Genomic DNA, 16,376 nt, shown 5'->3' on the forward strand with positions numbered 1-16,376 from the left:
CACGTCATCCAGGACCTGCGCCGCAGCCTGGACCTCGTCCTGCCGTGCTTCGACTGGGATCCGGCGCTTCTGGCCCGGCGCTACGCGCCCGGCAAATGGACCGCCCGCGAGGTGCTCGGCCACCTCACGGACGCGGAAATCGCCTTCCAGGCCCGGCTGCGACAGATTCTCTCCGAGCCCGGAAGCCCCGTGGCGCCCTTCGACCCGGACCGCTGGGCCCGCACCCTGGCGTACCCGCAACGAAGCGTGAGCCTCATGCGCCGGCTGTTCGAGGCGGCGCGCCTCAGCATGATCGAGCTCGTGGACCTGGTGCCGGAGCCGCTTTTCGGACGCCAAGGCGCCCACCCGCGCCACGCCTCCTATCGCGCCTGGGACGTCGTCACCCGCGCCGCGACGCATACCCTCCACCATTACGGCCAGCTCGAGGCCGCCCGCGACGGTCGCGTGTGGGAGCCGAGCCCCCCCGCCGGGGCCCCGTAACGGCCGCCCTCTCGAGTTCGGCCGCCACCAGGCGGACCGCGCGGAGCTGCGCCCGCAACGGCACCCGCCCCGCGGGGGGCAGATGGAGAAAGACGCACGGCACCCGCGTCTCATCCAGGGCCCGATAAAATACGTGATTGCAGGTGAACGTACCCGCGTGATACGAAAGGGACACGGGCACGCGCGCGGCCCGCAGCGCGCGGTGAAGGCGATCCAGGGGGGCCCGGGCCTCCAGAATCATGGGTCCCCCGCGCCGGATCGGACGGCGCCACCGCCTCCAGCGCCGGCCCTCGTGGTGATCCACGTTGAGGGCCACCGCCTCCAGCGAGAGCGTCCGCCGCGCGGGCGCCAGCCCCAGAAGCAACAGCGCCGCCGGACGCCGCTCCCGCAGCGCCGCGCGAAACGCCCGCTCCGCGCGATCGTACCGCACGGGAAGCACCACGCCCCCGAGAGCGCGCGCGACCTCCCCGCTCGGGTTGCGGCGCATCCCGTCCCACGGCTCAAACCCGACGACGAGCGTCCTCACACGGGGGGAGTATAGCCCTCCGGCGCCCGAGCGTCCACGCCCCGCGCGCACGACGGAAAAGTTCAAAATTGAGAAATACGGCCCGCCGAATTGCGTTGACTCGGCCCCGCCCGTTCGTACAATCCCGTGAGCCACTCGTAATGCGGAGCGACCGGGGAGAGATGAAATCGATGCCGCTTGAACTGCAACCGGGCAAGTCCGTCCCCATTCCCTGCCGGCCGTGCGGGAAATCCCTCCTGAAGTTCACCCTGGCGGAGGGTACCCACGCCCTGACGTGTCCCCACTGCGGAGGGCAGACCGTCGTGCGCGTGGAGCGTGACGCCGCCTCCGGGAATCTCCAGGTGCGGACGCAGGCCGGATCGGCGCAGACCGCGGGGAACTAGAGGCCCCGCCCTACCGCGCGCGCGGATGCGTCCGGTCGTAGACGTCCTTCAGACGGCGCACCGTGACGTGGGTGTAAATCTGCGTGGTCGCGAGGTTCTCGTGCCCGAGAAGCTCCTGAACCGCCCGCAGGTCCGCGCCGCGGTTGAGGAGATGCGTGGCGAAACTGTGGCGCAGCATGTGCGGCGTCACCCGCGCCCGGATCCCCGTCTCGTCCGCGCGGCGCCGCAGAATCCGGCGCACCGTGCGAACGTTCAGGCGCGCTCCGTTCCGATTGACGAAAAGCGCTTCTTCGGCGGAGCGACCGAGCGCCTCCAGCAGGACGGCCCGCTCCGGCAGGTATGCCGCCAGCGCGCGCGCGGCCGCGGTCCCCAGCGGCGCCAGGCGCTCCTTTCCGCCCTTCCCGTACACCCGCGCCGTCCCTTCCGAGAGATCCAGGTCCCCCACCCCCAGCCCGACCGCTTCGCTCACCCGCAGTCCGCCCCCGTAGAGCACCTCGAGGAGCGCGCGGTCCCGCAAACCGGCGAACCCCTCCCCCATCCCGTCCTCCAGCAGGCGCCGCACATCCTCTTCTTCAAGAAAACGGGGAAGCTTCCGATCCTGCCGCGGCGTCGGAACGGGGCGCACCGGATTCGTGTCGATCCGCTCCGCCCGGACGAAGTATTCGTAGAACGTCCGAAGGCACGCCAGCGTCCGGGCGATCGAGCTCTTGCCGTATCCGCGCGCGTGCAGGTGTCCCAGAAATCGGCGAACCGCCGCGCGATCCACCCGACCGTCCAGAAGCGCCCCCTCCCCGCCTAGGAACTCGGTGAAGCGCCGCAGGTCTCCCTCGTACGCCCTCAGCGTGTGCGGCGAGGCGCGCCGCTCGTGCTCCAGGTGGTCGAGAAATTCCCGGACGGGACTTACCACGACCGCGCCAGCTCCGGCTCCAGGCGGCGGACCACCTGGTGCGCCACGAACTCGAAGTAGCGGGACTGCACCGCGAGGAACTCCCCTTCCCCCGGAAACGCGCTGTCCGGACCTCCGCGCCGCCGGGCGAACTCCCGAAGCGCCGCCCGCACCCCTTCCTCGCGCGCGTCGTAGAGGGCTTCGAACGCCGCCGCCGCATGCGGCGCTCCGGCCCGGGAAAGCGCCACCGGTCCCTTCCGCCACGAGGCCGACCTGACCAATCGGTCCACTTCCTCGCCGGATACTTCCCGCGGCGCCGTCCGGAAAAGCTGCACCCGCACGCCCAGCCGCGGCGGATCGTAAGGATCGCACTCGACGAGCGCCGCCGCGATCACGGCGTCCGCGCCGGCCGCCCGAGCCTTCCGGAGGAGATCCGCGTCGGTGACCGGAAGGGTCCCTTCCCCCGGACGGGGCCGAAGCACGCGCAGGCCGCCCGCCCGCGCCAGCTCCGAGGCCAAGGTCTGCGCGAATTCCGCAGGATCGGCCGGAATCGCCGCATCGGATCCCGCCAGGACCGCCACAACCGTCGGCCGCTCCCCTTCCGGCCGCGGGGGCTGGGGCGCCGCCGGACCGGCGCATCCCGCGAAAGCGAGCAGAAGGACCGCGCGCCTCACGGCTCCTCCTCCAGGGGCTTCACCCGGAAGCTCCAGAGACCTCTTCCCCCCGCCCGATCCGAAACGAAGAAAAGCCGTCCCGCGGCCCACGCGGGCCACGAGTTCTTCGGCCCGCCTTCCGTCAACCGCGTCTCGAACGCCCCGTCCGAACGAACCGCCCACAGGTCGTCCGCGTCCTCGGGCGCCAGGACGGCCGCCGCGTCGAAGCTCCGCCCCGTCCTCGCATAGGCGATCCAGCGACCGTCGGGCGAGAAGCGCGGGTGTACGGCCGAACCGAGGTCCGGCCCGCCGGCCATCACCTCGCGAAGCTGCGTCCCGTCCGGACGGATGCGCCAGAGGCCGCTCCAGCCCTCCGGGCCCGACGGCGCCGACTGAAAGCAGATCCAGGGATCCTTCGAATCCGGAGACCAGTCCGGATACAGGCCGGGCCCGAGGTACGTTCGCGTCCGGCCCGCCACGTCCGCGACGACAAGCCCCCACTTCCCCGAGGTCCCCCGCGCGGAGTAGACGAGGCTCTTCCCGTCCGGGGACCAGGCGGGCGCCACGTCGTCCCCCGGCTCGAAGGTGATCTGCCGCACCGCTCCCGGGGCGTCGAGACGGGCGATGAAAATGTCGTAGTTTCCGTCGGGATTGGCCGCGTAGGCCACAAGGCGCCCGTCCGGCGAGATCCGCGGAAAGAGGTGGTCGGCATCGGCCCGCGTGATCCGCGCGGGAGCGGTCCCGGAAGCGTCGCGCACGGCGATCTGGAGCCGCGGTCCGAACTCCGTGGTGGCGTAGGCCACGAGGCGGCCGTCCGGGGAGGGCGCGGGGTGAAGCACGCGCGCCGGGGGCGGCGGCGCGGCGTGCCGGACGAGGTCGGCCCAAGGCGGCTCGGCCGCCAGCGCGGCCGGAAGCGGAGCCGGGGGTCCCTCCGACGGAGTCCCCTTCCCCTCATCCCCGGGCCCCGCGCAGGCGGCCCAGAACAGGCAACCCGCCGCGAGGACGGCCGCGCGTTTCATCCCTTTACGATATCGGCAGGACCCTCCGCATTCTTCACCTCGCGAAGGCCGCCGTCGGGACGGGCGGGAAGCCGGATCTCGAAAAGGCCGGCTCAGGCGTCCTGGGATTCCAGCCAGCGCTCGCAGTCGATCGCGGCCATGCATCCCATGCCGGCGGCGGTCACCGCCTGGCGGTAGACATGGTCCACGCAATCGCCGGCCGCAAAGACGCCTTCCACGCTGGTATACGTGCCGCGGCTGACCTTGACGTACCCCTTGTCGTCCAGATCCACCTGCCCCTGGAAGGCCTGGGTGTTGGGCTGGTGGCCGATCGCGACGAAGACGCCGCTGCACTCGAAGGTCGAGACCTTGTGCGTCTTGACGTTCTCCAGGCGCAGTCCGGTCACGCGTCCGGCCTTCACGTCCAGGATCTCTGTCACCACGGTGTCCCAGAGGAAGTCGATCTTCGGGTTCTTGCGCGCCTTTTCCTGCATGATCTTGGACGCGCGCAGCTGATCGCGCCGGTGAATGACGGTGACCTTGGAGGCGAACCGCGTGAGGAAGGTGGCTTCCTCGAGCGCCGTGTCGCCCCCGCCGATGACGGCCACGGGCTTGTTTCGGAAGATGGGCAGCGCGCCGTCGCAGGTGGCGCAGGCGGACACCCCCCGGTTGAGGAGCGCTTTCTCCGAGGGCAGGCCCAGCCATTTCGCGCCGGCCCCCGTGGCCAGGATGACCGCGCGGGCCCGGTACTCCTGGTCACCGGCCCACAACCGGAAGGGACGCTCCCGGAAATCGACGCGCTCCACCCATCCGCCCACGATCCGCGTCCCGAAGCGCTCCGCCTGCCGGCGGAACAGAGTCATCAGCTCCGGCCCCTGCACGCCGTCGGGGAATCCCGGGTAATTCTCGACCTCCGTTGTGATCATGAGCTGGCCGCCGGGCAGGTCCGTGCGCTTCGACTGGTCGGCCTCGCCCTCGATGAGGAGGGGTTTCAGGTTCGCGCGGGACGTGTAGAGCGCCGCCGTGTAGCCCGCCGGCCCGCTCCCGACGATGATGACGTTCTCAATGTCCAAGTTTCTTTTTCCTGTTTCGGAGATAGTCCACGAAGACGCTGTCGCCCAGACGGTCGGGCGTCGAGAAGTAGGCCCGCCCGCGATTCACGCGAGTCAGCTTGTTGACAAAGTCTACGAGCGCGGGCTCGTCTGTCAACATAAAGGTCGTGATGACGATCCCGTGGCGGCGGCACGCGGCCGCCTCCTCGAGCGTGCGGGCCACGATCTTGGGATCCAGCCCGAAGGGATTCTTGTACAGGCGCCCTTCCTCCCAGATCGCCGAGGGTTTTCCGTCCGTGACCATGAAGATCTGACGGTTCGGATTCCGGCGCCCCGCCAGGATGCTCCGGGCCCGCTGAAGGGCCGCCCGCGTGTTGGTGTGGTACGGCCCCGCCCCCACATAGGGCAGTCGCTCGACCGGCACGGGCGTCGCGTCATCGCCGAAGAGGACGACGTCGAGCGAATCCTTGGGATAGCGCGTGCGGATGAGCTCCGCGAGGGCCAGCGCCACCTTCTTGGCGGGGGTGATCCGGTCCTCGCCGTAGAGCACCATCGAATGGGAAATGTCCACGAGCAGGACGGTGGCGCAGCTCGTCAGATGCTCGGTTTCGTAGACTTCGAAGTCCTGCTCGCCCAGCCGCAGGTCCGGCCCCGTGCGCAGGAGCGTATTGCGGAAGGTACGACCCAGGTCCAGGAGCCGCAGGTCCTCGCCGAAGCGGTAGGGGCGCGTTTCGGGGAGGCGCTCCCCCCCTTCCCCGGCGTGCGGGGTGCGGTGCTCCCCGAAGCCGCCGCGCCGGAGGCTCCGAAAGACCTCGTTGAGCGCTTCGCGCCGGATCATTCCCTCCCCCTTGGGGGTGAGGACGGGAAACCCCCGCGAGGCGTCGATGATGCGGTCCCGTTCCAGGGAGGCGCGGAAGGCGTCGAGATCCACCGAGGCGTCCAGGTATCCCATGTCCTGAAGACGGCGCATCGCCCGAAGGGCCTGTTCGACGTCTCCGTTGGTCTGAAGAAGCAGGTGGCGAAAGAGCGCGTGAAGGGACGCCCATTCCTTCAGGCGGCGAAGGAACTCCTCGTCCCACTTCTCGTAGCGGAAGGCGGCCATGAGAGGCCCCCGGGGCCCCCGCTACGCCCAACGCAGGGGCGTCGCGGGCCGGCCGGCCTTGAACACGTCGTCGAACTCCGCGACCAGTCGGACGCGCGGGTCGCGCTCGGCCGCGGCGAATTCCTGAGCGGACACGCGGACGGCGTCGAGGATCTCGATGACTTCCTCGGCCTCGGCCGCGGGCGCATGCCCCTCCGGCATCGAGATCAGGGGCACGGCTTCGACCGGGCGGGCCGCCGGAGGGCGCGCGGCGGCGGCGCCGCCCGGAGGCGGAAGCTCCGCGCGCCGCCCGCGATAGACGCGATCCAGCGCCGCGCGAACCTGGACCTCGTCGGCCTGGAGAACCTTGATCTTTCCGTCTACAACGTTGTGAAGATCCGCCAGCGCGGCGCGGTTGAAGTAACTGGCCTTGGCGATGCAGAGGATGTTGGCGATCCGGGCGATGGGCACGAGCTCGTGCTTGCGGGCCAGCTCCTCCGGAACCAGGCGCGCCGCGTCGGGGGCGAACTCCACGCGGCGCAGATCTTCGAGGACGGGGATGCGGTAGGCGCTGGCGAGAAACGTGGCCAGCTCATTGCGCCGGACGTGGGGGCTGGCCTCGAGCGCCGCGGCGAGCGCCGTGCCCTGGACGCCGCTTTCAAGGAGGGCGCGCTGGAGCTCGTCCTGCGTGATGACCCCTTCCAGGATGAGGATCTCTCCGATGCGTTCCGCCTCGCCGGCCGCCATGCTCGAAATCGATTATAAGGGCGCCGGGGGCGAAATCAAGATAAGGGTGCAAAAAAGCGCTCCGGGCGGTATCTTCGGAGGCGCCGTGGCCTCCCCGGGTTCCGAGTTTCTTCTGAGCGCGGTCCCCGCGCTCCTTCCGGCGGCGCTCCGCGGCCTCCTGGCCACCTGTTCCGTGCGCGTCCTCAACCGCCGCGTGCGGGAGGAGTACGTGGAGGCGGGACGTCCGTTCGTGGGGGTGGTCTGGCACAAGGATTTCCTCTTCGTTCTGGACTACTTCCGCCGCCGGGGCCTTGTGGTCATGGTGAGCCGCAGCCGGGACGGCGAGCTCGTGGCGCGGGCGCTGCACCGCCTGGGATACGCCACCGTGCGGGGATCCTCGAGCGCCGGCGGGCGGGAAGCGCTGGCGGAGCTCAAGGCACGCCTGCTCGAAGGTCGCGGGTCGGCGATCGTGGCCGACGGTCCCCGCGGGCCGGCGCGAAGAGCCAAGATGGGCTGCGTGATCGCCGCCCGGGACACGGGCGTGCCGATCCTGACGGCCGTATGCGCCGCCTCGCCCTGCGTGCGCCTTCGCAACTGGGACCGCACGGAGATCCCGCTGCCGGGGGCGCGGATTGTCCTGGCGTTCGGGGAGCCGATCCTGGTGCCGCGCGGAGCGTCCTCCGACGAGTGCGAGCGCGTGCGTGAGCTCGTCGATCGCCGGATGGCGGAGCTGGAAGCTAGCTGCCGCCGCGCGCTGGAACGCGGGTAAGGTACCAGAGACCGTCGCGGCGCTCCGTCCAGAACAGGATCCGTTCGCCCGAGCGCGTTCGGACCCGGCACGCGCCCGCGGCCCGCCCGCCGGGACGGGGCTCGACCCGGACGTCGAGGAGTGTCCATCCCCCGACGAGATCGATCCGCGCGGGCAGCCCGGCGGCCGCCGGATCGGGCGGATCCCCGAAGGCGAGCCGGTCGAGCAGGCCGGCCGCCGCGCGTGCATCCCCGCGCGCCAGCGCCCTCAGAAGCTCCTCCGCACGGGCGCGAAGCCCGGCGGCGGGATCCGGAGCGGGAGGCGCCTGGACCGAAGACGCGGCCGCCGGACCCACGAGGGGCGGCGCGTCGGGCCGGAGGGCCGGCGCGGCCAGAACGGCGCCGATCGCAACGCCCACGCCCAGGAGCGCCGCGGCGGCCGCGCGGCGGGGAATCCCGCCCCACGCGCCCCGGCTCGCGGCGGCCTCCTCCAGAAGCCGCAGGAACTCCTCGGCGGAGGCGGGACGGTCCTCGGGATTCTTGCGCAGCGCGCGCTCGATGAGGTTGCACACCGCCCGGGGAAGCTCGGGGTCCAGCCGGTCGGGCGGCGCGGGTTCCTCGTAGACGTGCTTGAGCACGATCGAGATGGGGGTGGTTCCCTCGAACATCCGTCGCCCGGTCACCATGTGATAGAGGGTCGCGCCCAGCGAGTAGAGATCGCTGCGGGCGTCCAGAGGTTCCCCTTGAGCCTGCTCCGGAGACATGTAGTAGGGCGTGCCGATGACCTCCCCCGATTTCGATACGGAGTCGCGTCCGCCGCACTCCCGGGCGAGTCCGAAATCCGCGACCTTCACGGACCCGTCGTTGCCGAGGAGGATGTTGCCGGGCTTGATGTCGCGGTGAACGATTCCCAGGCGGTGAGCCGCGTCGAGCGCGCGGAGAACGCCGCGGGCGACGTCGAGCGCCTCGGGGACGGAAAGTCGGCCGCGCTCCTTGAGGACCGCCTCGAGGCTGCGGCCCTCGACGTACTGCATCGTGATGTAATAGAGCCCCTCGGCCTTTCCCACGTCGTACACGGCGACGGCGTTGGGATGTTCCAGCCGGGCCGCCAGGCGCGCTTCCCGCAGGAAGCGCGCCACGAACGCGCGGTCGCCGGCCAGATGTTCGGAGAGGATCTTGACGGCCACGAACTTGCGGAGCCCCTCGTGCCGGGCGAGATAGACAGTTCCCATGCCCCCCGCACCCAGCCGCCGCAGGAGGTGACATGAGCCCAGCGTCTGTCCGATCCGGGGGTCTTGCGCGTCCACCCTCATGGAGACACGGTTTCCTCCGCCCCCAATACAGGAGGTGCGCCGCCAGGGGTTTCAGGGTTCGCCGGCGTCCAGGGACGGAGTCCGCATTGCCAAGGATGCATCACGAAGCTTCGACTTCACGCCGTATAATCCAAAGAGAAAGCTGATGCGACTCTTGATCGGCATCCTGGCGGCGGCGCTCCAGACGCCCCCGGCCCCGGAACCCGCCCGGGTCGTCCGGGAATACGCGCCTCTTCTGACCGATGAACGCCACGCCCTTCGGGCGCGGGACCTGCTCGTCCACGCCGGCGAGCCCGCGCTCGCCCTCCTGGAGCGGCAGGGCGTCGATGCCTCCCTCCTGCAGGATCTGCGGGAGGAAGCGGCCGCCCTCCAGGGCCTCGGGGACGCGTACCGCCCGCCCCGGCGCTTCACGTTCGACGGGCGGGAAGAGACGCTCGGCCATTACCTGGGCCGTCTCGAGGAGGCGGCCGGCATCACCTTCCAGAAGCAAACCGTGGACCTTTCGCGCAAAGTCGCCCTCTCCGTCAAGGACGCCTCCTTCTGGGAAACGCTCGACATTCTCTGCCGCCAGGCACAGGTCCTCTACTACCCCTCGGCGGTGGACCAGCTTTACCTCAACCCGGGCATCCTCCCGGACAAGCCGAAATCGTTCTACGGCCCCTTCATGATCACCCTCGATCGCTTCCTCCTGCGCCGCCGCGTCCTCTTCAGCCGCACGGAAACGCAGTTCACGGCGAGGATCCATTGCGTCTGGGAGCCGTCGCTGGCGCCCCTGGGGCTCTCCCCCGACGGCGTTCGCTTCGCCCGCGCCGCCGACGGGCAGGGCCGCTCCGCCCTCCTGCCGGCGGACGGCGCCGCGCCCTCTTCTTCCGCCCCCACCGGCGGCGGCCCCCTGCTCTTCGAGTTCGTGGACGCCGGCGGGATCCGCCTTCCCGAGGGGCCCCGCCCGCGCTTCGCGGTCCTCGAGGGATTTCTGCGGCTGGAGTTCCCCTCCCGCCTTCTGACCGCCTCGTTCCCCGGCCCGCTCGAAGCCGCCCCGGCCGCCCGCGCGCTCGAGGACGTCACGGTCGAGCTTCGCTCCTGCGCCGCCCGCGGAGGATCGCAGGTGACCGCCGACCTCGCCCTGCTCTTCCCCGACGAGAAGACCGCGGCCGCCTACCGCCTGAGCCCGCGATCGCTGAGCTTCCGCGACGCCTCCGGCCGGCGCCTCCCCGCTTACCTCCAAGGCTCCCGCCTCGAACGCAACGCGCTCCTCTTCACCGCCCGATGCTACGGCCTGACCCAGGCCGCGGACCTTAAGGAAATCGCCGTCACCGTCCCGCGGGGCCGCGTCCCCCTCGACGTCCCCTTCCGCTTCGCCGACGTGGAGGTCCAATGACGGCCGTCGCTCTCGTCTGCGCGGCATTCTTTCTCCAGGACGGACGGGTCCGGGAGCTTCTCGAGCGCCTGGGAGACGATTCCGTGGAATCGCGCGAACGCGCTTCCCGGGAGCTCCTCGAACTGGGTCGCGCGGCGGAGCCCCACCTGCGCGCGCTCCTGGCGTCGAGCGACCCCGAGCTCCGGGGCCGCGCCGAATCCATCCTGCGCGACATCGCGCTTCACGAGACGCTGCGCCGCTTCTACCGTCCCGGCCCAACGGTCACGCTTTCTCTCCGCACCGCGCGGGTTTCCGACGCGCTGGCCGGGCTGGCCGCCCGGACCGGCGAACGGCTCGCCTTCTCGCCGGCCGACTTCGGCGATCCCCTGCCGGCCTTCGACGTCCGGGACGCTCCCTTCTGGCAGGCCCTGGAGACCCTTTGTCGCGCGGCTCCGGCGCTCGACTACGGATTTGAGAACGACGAAATCGTCCTGCGGCGCGAACGGCGCGCGCCGTGCCCGTTCGTGACGGAGGGACCGTTCCTCGTGCGCCTCGAGAACGTCACGCTCTCGCGCGAGTACGAGTTCTCGGGCGTCCCGCGCGATGCCATGGCGCTTTCGCTCCTGGCGGCCTGGGAGCGCGGCCTCTCCCCCGCGCGCCTCGAGGTCCGCCTGACCGAAATCCTCGACGACCGCGGCGCGCCGCTCCTTCCGCTCGAACGTCCCGCGGGCTATCCTTCCGCCACGCCCCCCCAGGGACGCGTCCGCCGGGAGATGTTCCGCTATCCGATCCCCGGCGGCATCGAAGCCCTGCGCCGCCTGAGCCTGGTCCGGGGCCACGCCCTCTTCGGCTTCCCCCGGGCCTTCCGGGAAGCCGTGATCGATCCGTCCGCCCGCCCCGCGGCGGCCGAGCTCGGCGACACTGCCGTCTCGCTGAGGCGCTGGAACGCCGGCCGCCCGGAGTGCTCCTTCGAGGTGTCCGTGACCGGTCCCTGGGACGCCCGGGGAACGCCCGCGGAGCGTCTCGGAGCGGGCGGGCTCGCCGTGATCGACGACCGCGGCGAAGCCCACCCCGCCGCCGCCGTGACCCGCAGCGTCTCCTACTCGGGCGCCCGCGTCACGCTCCACGAAACCGCCCGCGCCGTGCTGCCCGAGGGGCGCGCGGCCGTCCGCCTCCGCGTCCGGCTCGTCGAGGAGGTCTTCGAGCGGCGGGTGACGTTCGAGTTCCGCGACGTGCCGTTGGAATGACGCCCGCGGCCGTTCACCGCGCAAGCGCCTGCACGGAGCGGTAGGCCAGGTCCACGTAGAGGCGCGGCAGGATTCCCAGCGCCACCGTGAAGAACGCGGCGGCCGCCACCACCCAGGCCGCGCCGGGCGCCGGACGCTCGGGACCGACGCGACCGTCGGCGGCCTCCTCCCCGGGCTCCATGTACATCCGGACGACGACGCGCAGGTAGTAGTACACGGAAACGGCCGAGGTCAGGACTCCCACGAGGACGAGGGGGATCTCCCCCGCGGCCACCGCCGCGCGGAAGACGAGAAACTTCGCCAGAAACCCGGCCGTGGGCGGAAGCCCCGCCAGCGAGGCCATGAAGATCGTCATCCCCAGAGCCGCCCAGGGCCGCCGGCGCGCCAGCCCCGCGTAATCGTCCAGATCCTCCGCGTCCCGCCCGCGCCGTCCCGCATAGGCCAGGAACGCGAACGCCCCGAGCGTCATGAACGTGTACGTGAAGAGATAGAAGACCGCCGACGCGGCCGCGTCCCGCGCCCAGGGGCCCGGGGTCCGCAGCGCCGCCGCCGCCACTAGGACATATCCCGTGTGGGCGACCGATGAGTAGGCGAGCATGCGCTTGACGCTGCGCTGCGCGACCGCCAGGAAGTTTCCCACGACCATCGTAAGAAGCGCCAGCCCCACGAGGATCTCGCCCCAGGCCGTCCGCTCCGGCGCCCCCGCCGTCAGAAGCACCCGCAGGAACGCTCCGAAGGCGGACGCCTTCACGGCCACGGACATGAAGGCCGTCACGGGCGTGGGGGCCCCTTCGTAGACGTCCGGCACCCACATGTGAAAGGGCGCCGCCCCCACCTTGAAGCACAGCCCCACGGCCAGAAGGGCCAGCCCCGCCGTCGCCAGCGGCGCCGTTCCTGCGCTTTTCCGCAGCGCGTCGCCCATTCCGTCCAGCGAGAGCGTGCCGGTCGCTCCGTAGAGAAGCGCCGCGCCGTAGATGAGAAAGCCCGTCGCCACCGCGCCGATCACGAAATACTTGATCGCCGCCTCGTTCGACCGCGGATCCTTGCGGAGCAGACCCGACAGGGCGTACACCGCCAGCGACAGCACCTCGAGCGACACGAAAAACGTGATGAGCTCCGCGCTCTGAAGCAGGAGAACCATCCCCGCGGTCCCCAGAAGCAGAAGCGCGTACGTCTCCCCCGCCGGAACGGGCCGGGTCCTCAGGAAGTCGGACGCCAGGACGACCGTCAGCCCCGCCGCCGTCAGGACGGCCAGCGACAGAAGAAGCGCCAGGTCATCGAGCACCACCGCGCCCCCGAACCCGCCGAGCGGCCCCCAGCCCCCTCCCCGGAAAAGGCGCAGGATCACCGCTCCGAGCGCCGCCGCCAGCCCCAGATAGGCGCACAGCTCGGCTCCCGCCGCGCGGCGCTCCGGCCGCAGCATCGCTCCCGCCCCCGCCGCCGCCAGGCCGGCGACGACGAGCGCCAGGGCCGGAAAAACCGCCGCGAGGTCACCGGTCGAGACGTTCAGCGTCGGCATGGGTCTTGGTTTCCATCTTGAGGACCACGTCCCGGACCGCGCGCTCCGTGCGGGACAGAACGAGCCCCGGCAGGATCCCGAGAAGGACAATGAGGGCCGTCACCGGGATCAGATACGCCAGCTCTCCCTTCCCCACGTCGGGGACCTTTTCGCGCTCCGGCCGCGTCACGGGGCCCCAGAAGACGTCGCGGTACATCCGCAGCATGTAGACGGCCCCGAGCACCACGCCCAAGGAAGCCGCCACCGTGGCCGCCCGCCGCATCGGGAAGGAGCCGAAAAGCACCAGGAACTCCCCGACAAAGCCGTTCAAGCCCGGAAGCCCGATCGAGGAGAGCGTCACGATCAGAAAGATCGCGGCGTAGGCGGGCATCACGCGCGCCATTCCCCCGAAATCGTCCACGCCGCGCCGGTGCGTGCGCTCGTACAGCACGCCCACCAGCAGGAAGAGCGCTCCCGTGGAAAGGCCGTGGTTGACCATCTGGAGGACGCCGCCCTGAGCGCCTTCGATCGTGCCCGAGAAGATGCCGAGCATCACGAAGCCCAGGTGCGAGACGCTCGAATACGCCACAAGCTTCTTGAGGTCCGTCTGGGCCATGGCCATTGCCGCCCCGTAGACCACGCCCAGGGCTCCCAGCGCCGCCAGGGCCGGCGCGAAGGAGCGCGCCGCATCCGGAAAAAACGGGATCGCGAACCGGAGGAATCCGTACGCGCCCATTTTGAGGAGCACCCCGGCCAGGATGACGCTCCCCGCCGTGGGAGCCTCCACGTGCGCGTCGGGAAGCCAGGTATGGAACGGCACGACCGGCACCTTAATCGCGAAGGCCAGCGCGAAGGCCAGGAAGAGCGCCTGCTGCGTCGCCAGCGTCATCCGCGGGTCGGCCGGCAGCATCCGCTGCAGATCCAGCACGGAGAACGTCCCCGCGCTCCAGGCGCAGTAGAGGATGCCCGCCAGCATGAGGACGCTTCCGGCGATCGTGTACACGATGAACTTCACGGCCGCCGTCACGCGCCGCGGGCCGCCCCAGATCCCGATCAGGAGATACATCGGGAGGAGCATCGCCTCCCAGAACACGTAGAAAAGGAAAAGATCCAGGGCGCAGAACGCCCCGATCATGCCCGTCTCGAGGAAAAGAAGCGCGAGGAGAAAACCCTTGGGCTGGTGCCAGGACGCGGCGACCGCCAGGGGCATCAGAAGCGCCGTCAGAAGCACCATCGCCGCCGAGATCCCGTCCAGTCCCATCGTGTACCGGATCCCGAGGCGCGGCATCCAGGCGGCGTCCTCATACGCGACGAGCGGCCCGTCGTGCCCCACGTAGGCCGCTCCGGCCAGGAGCAGCACGACGAGCGTCACCCCGAGCGTCGTCAGCCGCAGGACGCCCGTCCGCTCGGGGCGCACGGCGGACAGCGCCACGCCGGCCAGAGCGGGCGCGAACGTCATCAGGCTCAGGATCGGAATCTTCATGGGCCGAAGCGCCAGATGAGGTAACCCAGGATCGCCGCCGCTCCGAGAACGAAAACGGCCAGCGCGCCGTTGATGGACCCGCCGTGCGAACGCCGCAGGACCGTCCCGACCGCCGCCACCAGACGCCCCGTCCCATGCACGAGCAGGCCGTCGATAAGCAGGCGGTCCACGAGATACCACGCGACCACGGCCCCCGTCCGCACGGGGGCCACGACGAGGAACTCGTAGAGTTCATCCACATAGAACTTGCGCTCGGCGAGCTTCCGAAGCCCCGCGAGCGGGCCTTCCGCCCACGCGCGGGCCCGCTCCCGCAGCGGACCGAACGCCAGCGCCGCTCCCAGGGTCCCCAGTCCGAACGCGACGATGGACCACGTCATCGCCCGGGCGTGCAGGCCGGGGACCTCGGCGGGGCGCCCCCACACGCCGGCCAGAAACTCCGCCAGCGGCTCCTTGAGGATCGCCCCGCCGGCCAGAGACGCCGCCGCCAGAAGCGCCAGCGGCGCGGTCATCCACGGGCCCGGCGCATGGAGATCCGAATGCTCCTGCGCGGGCCGGGCGAGGAACACCGCAATCACGAGGCGCGCCGTGTAGAACGCCGTCAGCGCCGCCGTCGCCGCCAGCACCAGCGCCACTCCCGACCACCCGCGCGCCATCACGGCCTCGAGCACGAGGTCCTTGCTGAAGAATCCCGCCGTGCCCGGCATTCCCGCCAGCGCCAGGCCGCCGATCAGGAAGCACACGAACGTGAGTTTGAGCGTCCGGGCGAGGCCTCCCATCCGGCGGATGTCCTGTTCGCCGTGAAGCGCGTGGATCACGGCGCCGGCGCCGAGGAAGAGGAGCGCCTTGAAGAAGGCGTGCGTGACCACGTGGAAGAGCCCCGCCGTGAAGTGCGCGGCGGCCGCCCCGGCGAACATGAACCCGAGCTGGCTGATCGTCGAGTAGGCCAGGACCTTCTTGATGTCGTTCTGAACCGTGGCGATGACCGCGGCCAGGAGGGCGGTGGCGGCCGCGACCGCCGCGACCGTCTCGAGGACGCCCGGCACGGCGGCGTACAGGAAGTGCATCCGTCCCATCATGTAGACGCCGGCGGTGACCATGGTGGCCGCGTGGATGAGGGCGCTCACCGGCGTGGGGCCGGCCATCGCGTCCGGCAGCCAGACGTAAAGCGGAATCTGCGCGCTCTTGCCCGTGGCCCCCAGGAAGAGGAGATATCCCGCGGCGACGGCCCAGGCGCCCTCGGGGGCCGGACGCGACGCCATGCCGGCGAACTCCAGCGTTCCGTAGATTTGCCACAGGCAGAACAGTCCCAGGAGGAATCCCACGTCCCCCACCCGGTTCGTGATGAACGCCTTCTTGCCCGCGTCCGCGTTGCCGAGATCGCGGTACCAGAAGCCGATCAGAAGATACGAGCAGAGCCCCACGCCCTCCCAGCCCAGGAACATCAGGACCGCCGAGTCCGCCAGGACCAGGACGAGCATGGAGAACATGAAAAGGTTGAGGTACGCGAAGTAGCGGGAGAACCCCTCGTCCTCGCGCATGTATTCGACGGAGTAGAGGTGAATGAGCGTCCCGACGCCGGTCACGACGAGGATCATGACCGCCGACAGCGCGTCCACGCGCAGGCCGAAGGGGATCGAAAGCGTTCCCGCGCCGATCCATTCAAAGAGACGTTCTTCCGCAGGACCGCACAGGGCGGCCATGACGGAAAGAACCAGGGCGCCGGCCGGCCCGGCGCAGCCCACGAGCGCCGCCCCGGCGCGCGGGAGCTTCAGGAGCCCGTTGATCAGGAACCCCGCCAGGGGAAGCGCGGGGATCAGCCAGAGCCATCCGCTCATCCCTGGAGGCTCCTCAGATCACCCGCGTCCACGGTCTTTCGCCCCCGGAAGACGGCGATCAGGATCGCCAGCCCCACGGCGACCTCGGCGGCCGCCACGCCCATCACCATG

General features: G+C 70.7%; 17 protein-coding genes. 5 read left to right on the forward strand and 12 right to left on the reverse strand.

Annotated features, from left to right (window positions below; translation table 11 throughout):
• Nucleotides 1–480, forward strand: a 480-nt coding sequence (locus tag VNO22_05505; GenBank protein ID HXG60805.1) for a DinB family protein, incomplete at its 5' end; no start/stop codon positions are given.
• Here VNO22_05505 and VNO22_05510 read toward each other — a convergent pair.
• A complete protein-coding gene (locus tag VNO22_05510) occupies nt 380–1,006 on the reverse strand; it encodes a pyrrolidone-carboxylate peptidase (GenBank protein ID HXG60806.1) in 627 nt (208 codons plus the stop codon). The two genes, VNO22_05505 and VNO22_05510, sit on opposite strands and share 101 nt — an antisense overlap.
• A 170-nt stretch (nt 1,007–1,176) precedes the next feature.
• Between VNO22_05510 and VNO22_05515 the strand changes: the two genes are divergently transcribed.
• A complete protein-coding gene (locus VNO22_05515) occupies nt 1,177–1,389 on the forward strand; it encodes a hypothetical protein (GenBank protein HXG60807.1) in 213 nt (70 codons plus the stop codon).
• A 10-nt stretch (nt 1,390–1,399) separates the two neighbouring features.
• Here the strand turns inward: VNO22_05515 and xerC are convergent, their stop codons facing one another.
• The 6 genes from xerC to VNO22_05545 all read right to left on the reverse strand — a co-directional run bounded on the left by xerC (nt 1,400) and on the right by VNO22_05545 (nt 6,806).
• A complete protein-coding gene (xerC, locus tag VNO22_05520) occupies nt 1,400–2,296 on the reverse strand; it encodes a tyrosine recombinase XerC (GenBank protein ID HXG60808.1) in 897 nt (298 codons plus the stop codon).
• The gene (locus tag VNO22_05525; GenBank protein HXG60809.1) at nt 2,290–2,949 is read right to left on the reverse strand and encodes a hypothetical protein; all 660 of its coding nucleotides are present in this window, start codon (nt 2,947–2,949) and stop codon (nt 2,290–2,292) included. Before VNO22_05525 ends, xerC begins: the two co-directional genes overlap by 7 nt.
• Nucleotides 2,946–3,947, reverse strand: coding sequence for a hypothetical protein (locus VNO22_05530; GenBank protein HXG60810.1), 1,002 nt, complete (start codon nt 3,945–3,947; stop codon nt 2,946–2,948). The genes VNO22_05525 and VNO22_05530 overlap by 4 nt, the downstream gene beginning before the upstream one ends.
• 92 nt (nt 3,948–4,039) lie before the next feature.
• Nucleotides 4,040–4,999 (reverse strand): thioredoxin-disulfide reductase, encoded by a 960-nt coding sequence (gene trxB / locus VNO22_05535; protein HXG60811.1) that lies wholly within the window; start codon nt 4,997–4,999, stop codon nt 4,040–4,042.
• Entirely contained in the window at nt 4,989–6,080 is a 1,092-nt protein-coding gene (locus tag VNO22_05540; GenBank protein HXG60812.1) for a VWA domain-containing protein, read from the reverse strand. Before VNO22_05540 ends, trxB begins: the two co-directional genes overlap by 11 nt.
• A 21-nt stretch (nt 6,081–6,101) precedes the next feature.
• Complete coding sequence (locus VNO22_05545) at nt 6,102–6,806, reverse strand: hypothetical protein (protein HXG60813.1); 705 nt, start codon at nt 6,804–6,806, stop codon at nt 6,102–6,104.
• Nucleotides 6,807–6,891: 85 nt separating this feature from the next.
• Between VNO22_05545 and VNO22_05550 the strand changes: the two genes are divergently transcribed.
• Nucleotides 6,892–7,554: a lysophospholipid acyltransferase family protein gene (locus tag VNO22_05550; GenBank protein ID HXG60814.1), complete on the forward strand. Its 663-nt coding sequence runs from the start codon at nt 6,892–6,894 to the stop codon at nt 7,552–7,554.
• Here the strand turns inward: VNO22_05550 and VNO22_05555 are convergent.
• On the reverse strand, nt 7,523–8,845 hold the full coding sequence (locus VNO22_05555) for a serine/threonine-protein kinase (protein HXG60815.1): 1,323 nt from the start codon (nt 8,843–8,845) through the stop codon (nt 7,523–7,525). The two genes, VNO22_05550 and VNO22_05555, sit on opposite strands and share 32 nt — an antisense overlap.
• Before the next feature lie 145 nt (nt 8,846–8,990).
• Between VNO22_05555 and VNO22_05560 the strand changes: the two genes are divergently transcribed.
• On the forward strand, nt 8,991–10,223 hold the full coding sequence (locus VNO22_05560) for a hypothetical protein (protein ID HXG60816.1): 1,233 nt from the start codon (nt 8,991–8,993) through the stop codon (nt 10,221–10,223).
• Nucleotides 10,220–11,449 (forward strand): hypothetical protein, encoded by a 1,230-nt coding sequence (locus VNO22_05565; protein HXG60817.1) that lies wholly within the window; start codon nt 10,220–10,222, stop codon nt 11,447–11,449. The genes VNO22_05560 and VNO22_05565 overlap by 4 nt, the downstream gene beginning before the upstream one ends.
• Nucleotides 11,450–11,462: 13 nt before the next feature.
• On the opposite strand, the gene VNO22_05570 is transcribed toward VNO22_05565, so the two are convergent.
• Genes VNO22_05570 through VNO22_05585 form a run of 4 tightly spaced genes read right to left on the reverse strand, consistent with a single transcriptional unit; the run spans nt 11,463 to nt 16,375 of the window.
• Complete coding sequence (locus tag VNO22_05570) at nt 11,463–12,968, reverse strand: NADH-quinone oxidoreductase subunit N (GenBank protein HXG60818.1); 1,506 nt, start codon at nt 12,966–12,968, stop codon at nt 11,463–11,465.
• The gene (locus tag VNO22_05575) at nt 12,940–14,430 is read right to left on the reverse strand and encodes an NADH-quinone oxidoreductase subunit M (GenBank protein HXG60819.1); all 1,491 of its coding nucleotides are present in this window, start codon (nt 14,428–14,430) and stop codon (nt 12,940–12,942) included. Before VNO22_05575 ends, VNO22_05570 begins: the two co-directional genes overlap by 29 nt.
• On the reverse strand, nt 14,427–16,265 hold the full coding sequence (gene nuoL, locus VNO22_05580; protein ID HXG60820.1) for an NADH-quinone oxidoreductase subunit L: 1,839 nt from the start codon (nt 16,263–16,265) through the stop codon (nt 14,427–14,429). The genes VNO22_05575 and nuoL overlap by 4 nt, the downstream gene beginning before the upstream one ends.
• A complete protein-coding gene (locus VNO22_05585; protein HXG60821.1) occupies nt 16,262–16,375 on the reverse strand; it encodes an NADH-quinone oxidoreductase subunit K in 114 nt (37 codons plus the stop codon). The genes nuoL and VNO22_05585 overlap by 4 nt, the downstream gene beginning before the upstream one ends.
• Nucleotide 16,376 lies beyond the last annotated feature (1 nt).

It is taken from the genome of Planctomycetota bacterium, assembly GCA_035574235.1.
GTDB lineage: Bacteria > Planctomycetota > MHYJ01 > MHYJ01 > JACPRB01 > DATLZA01.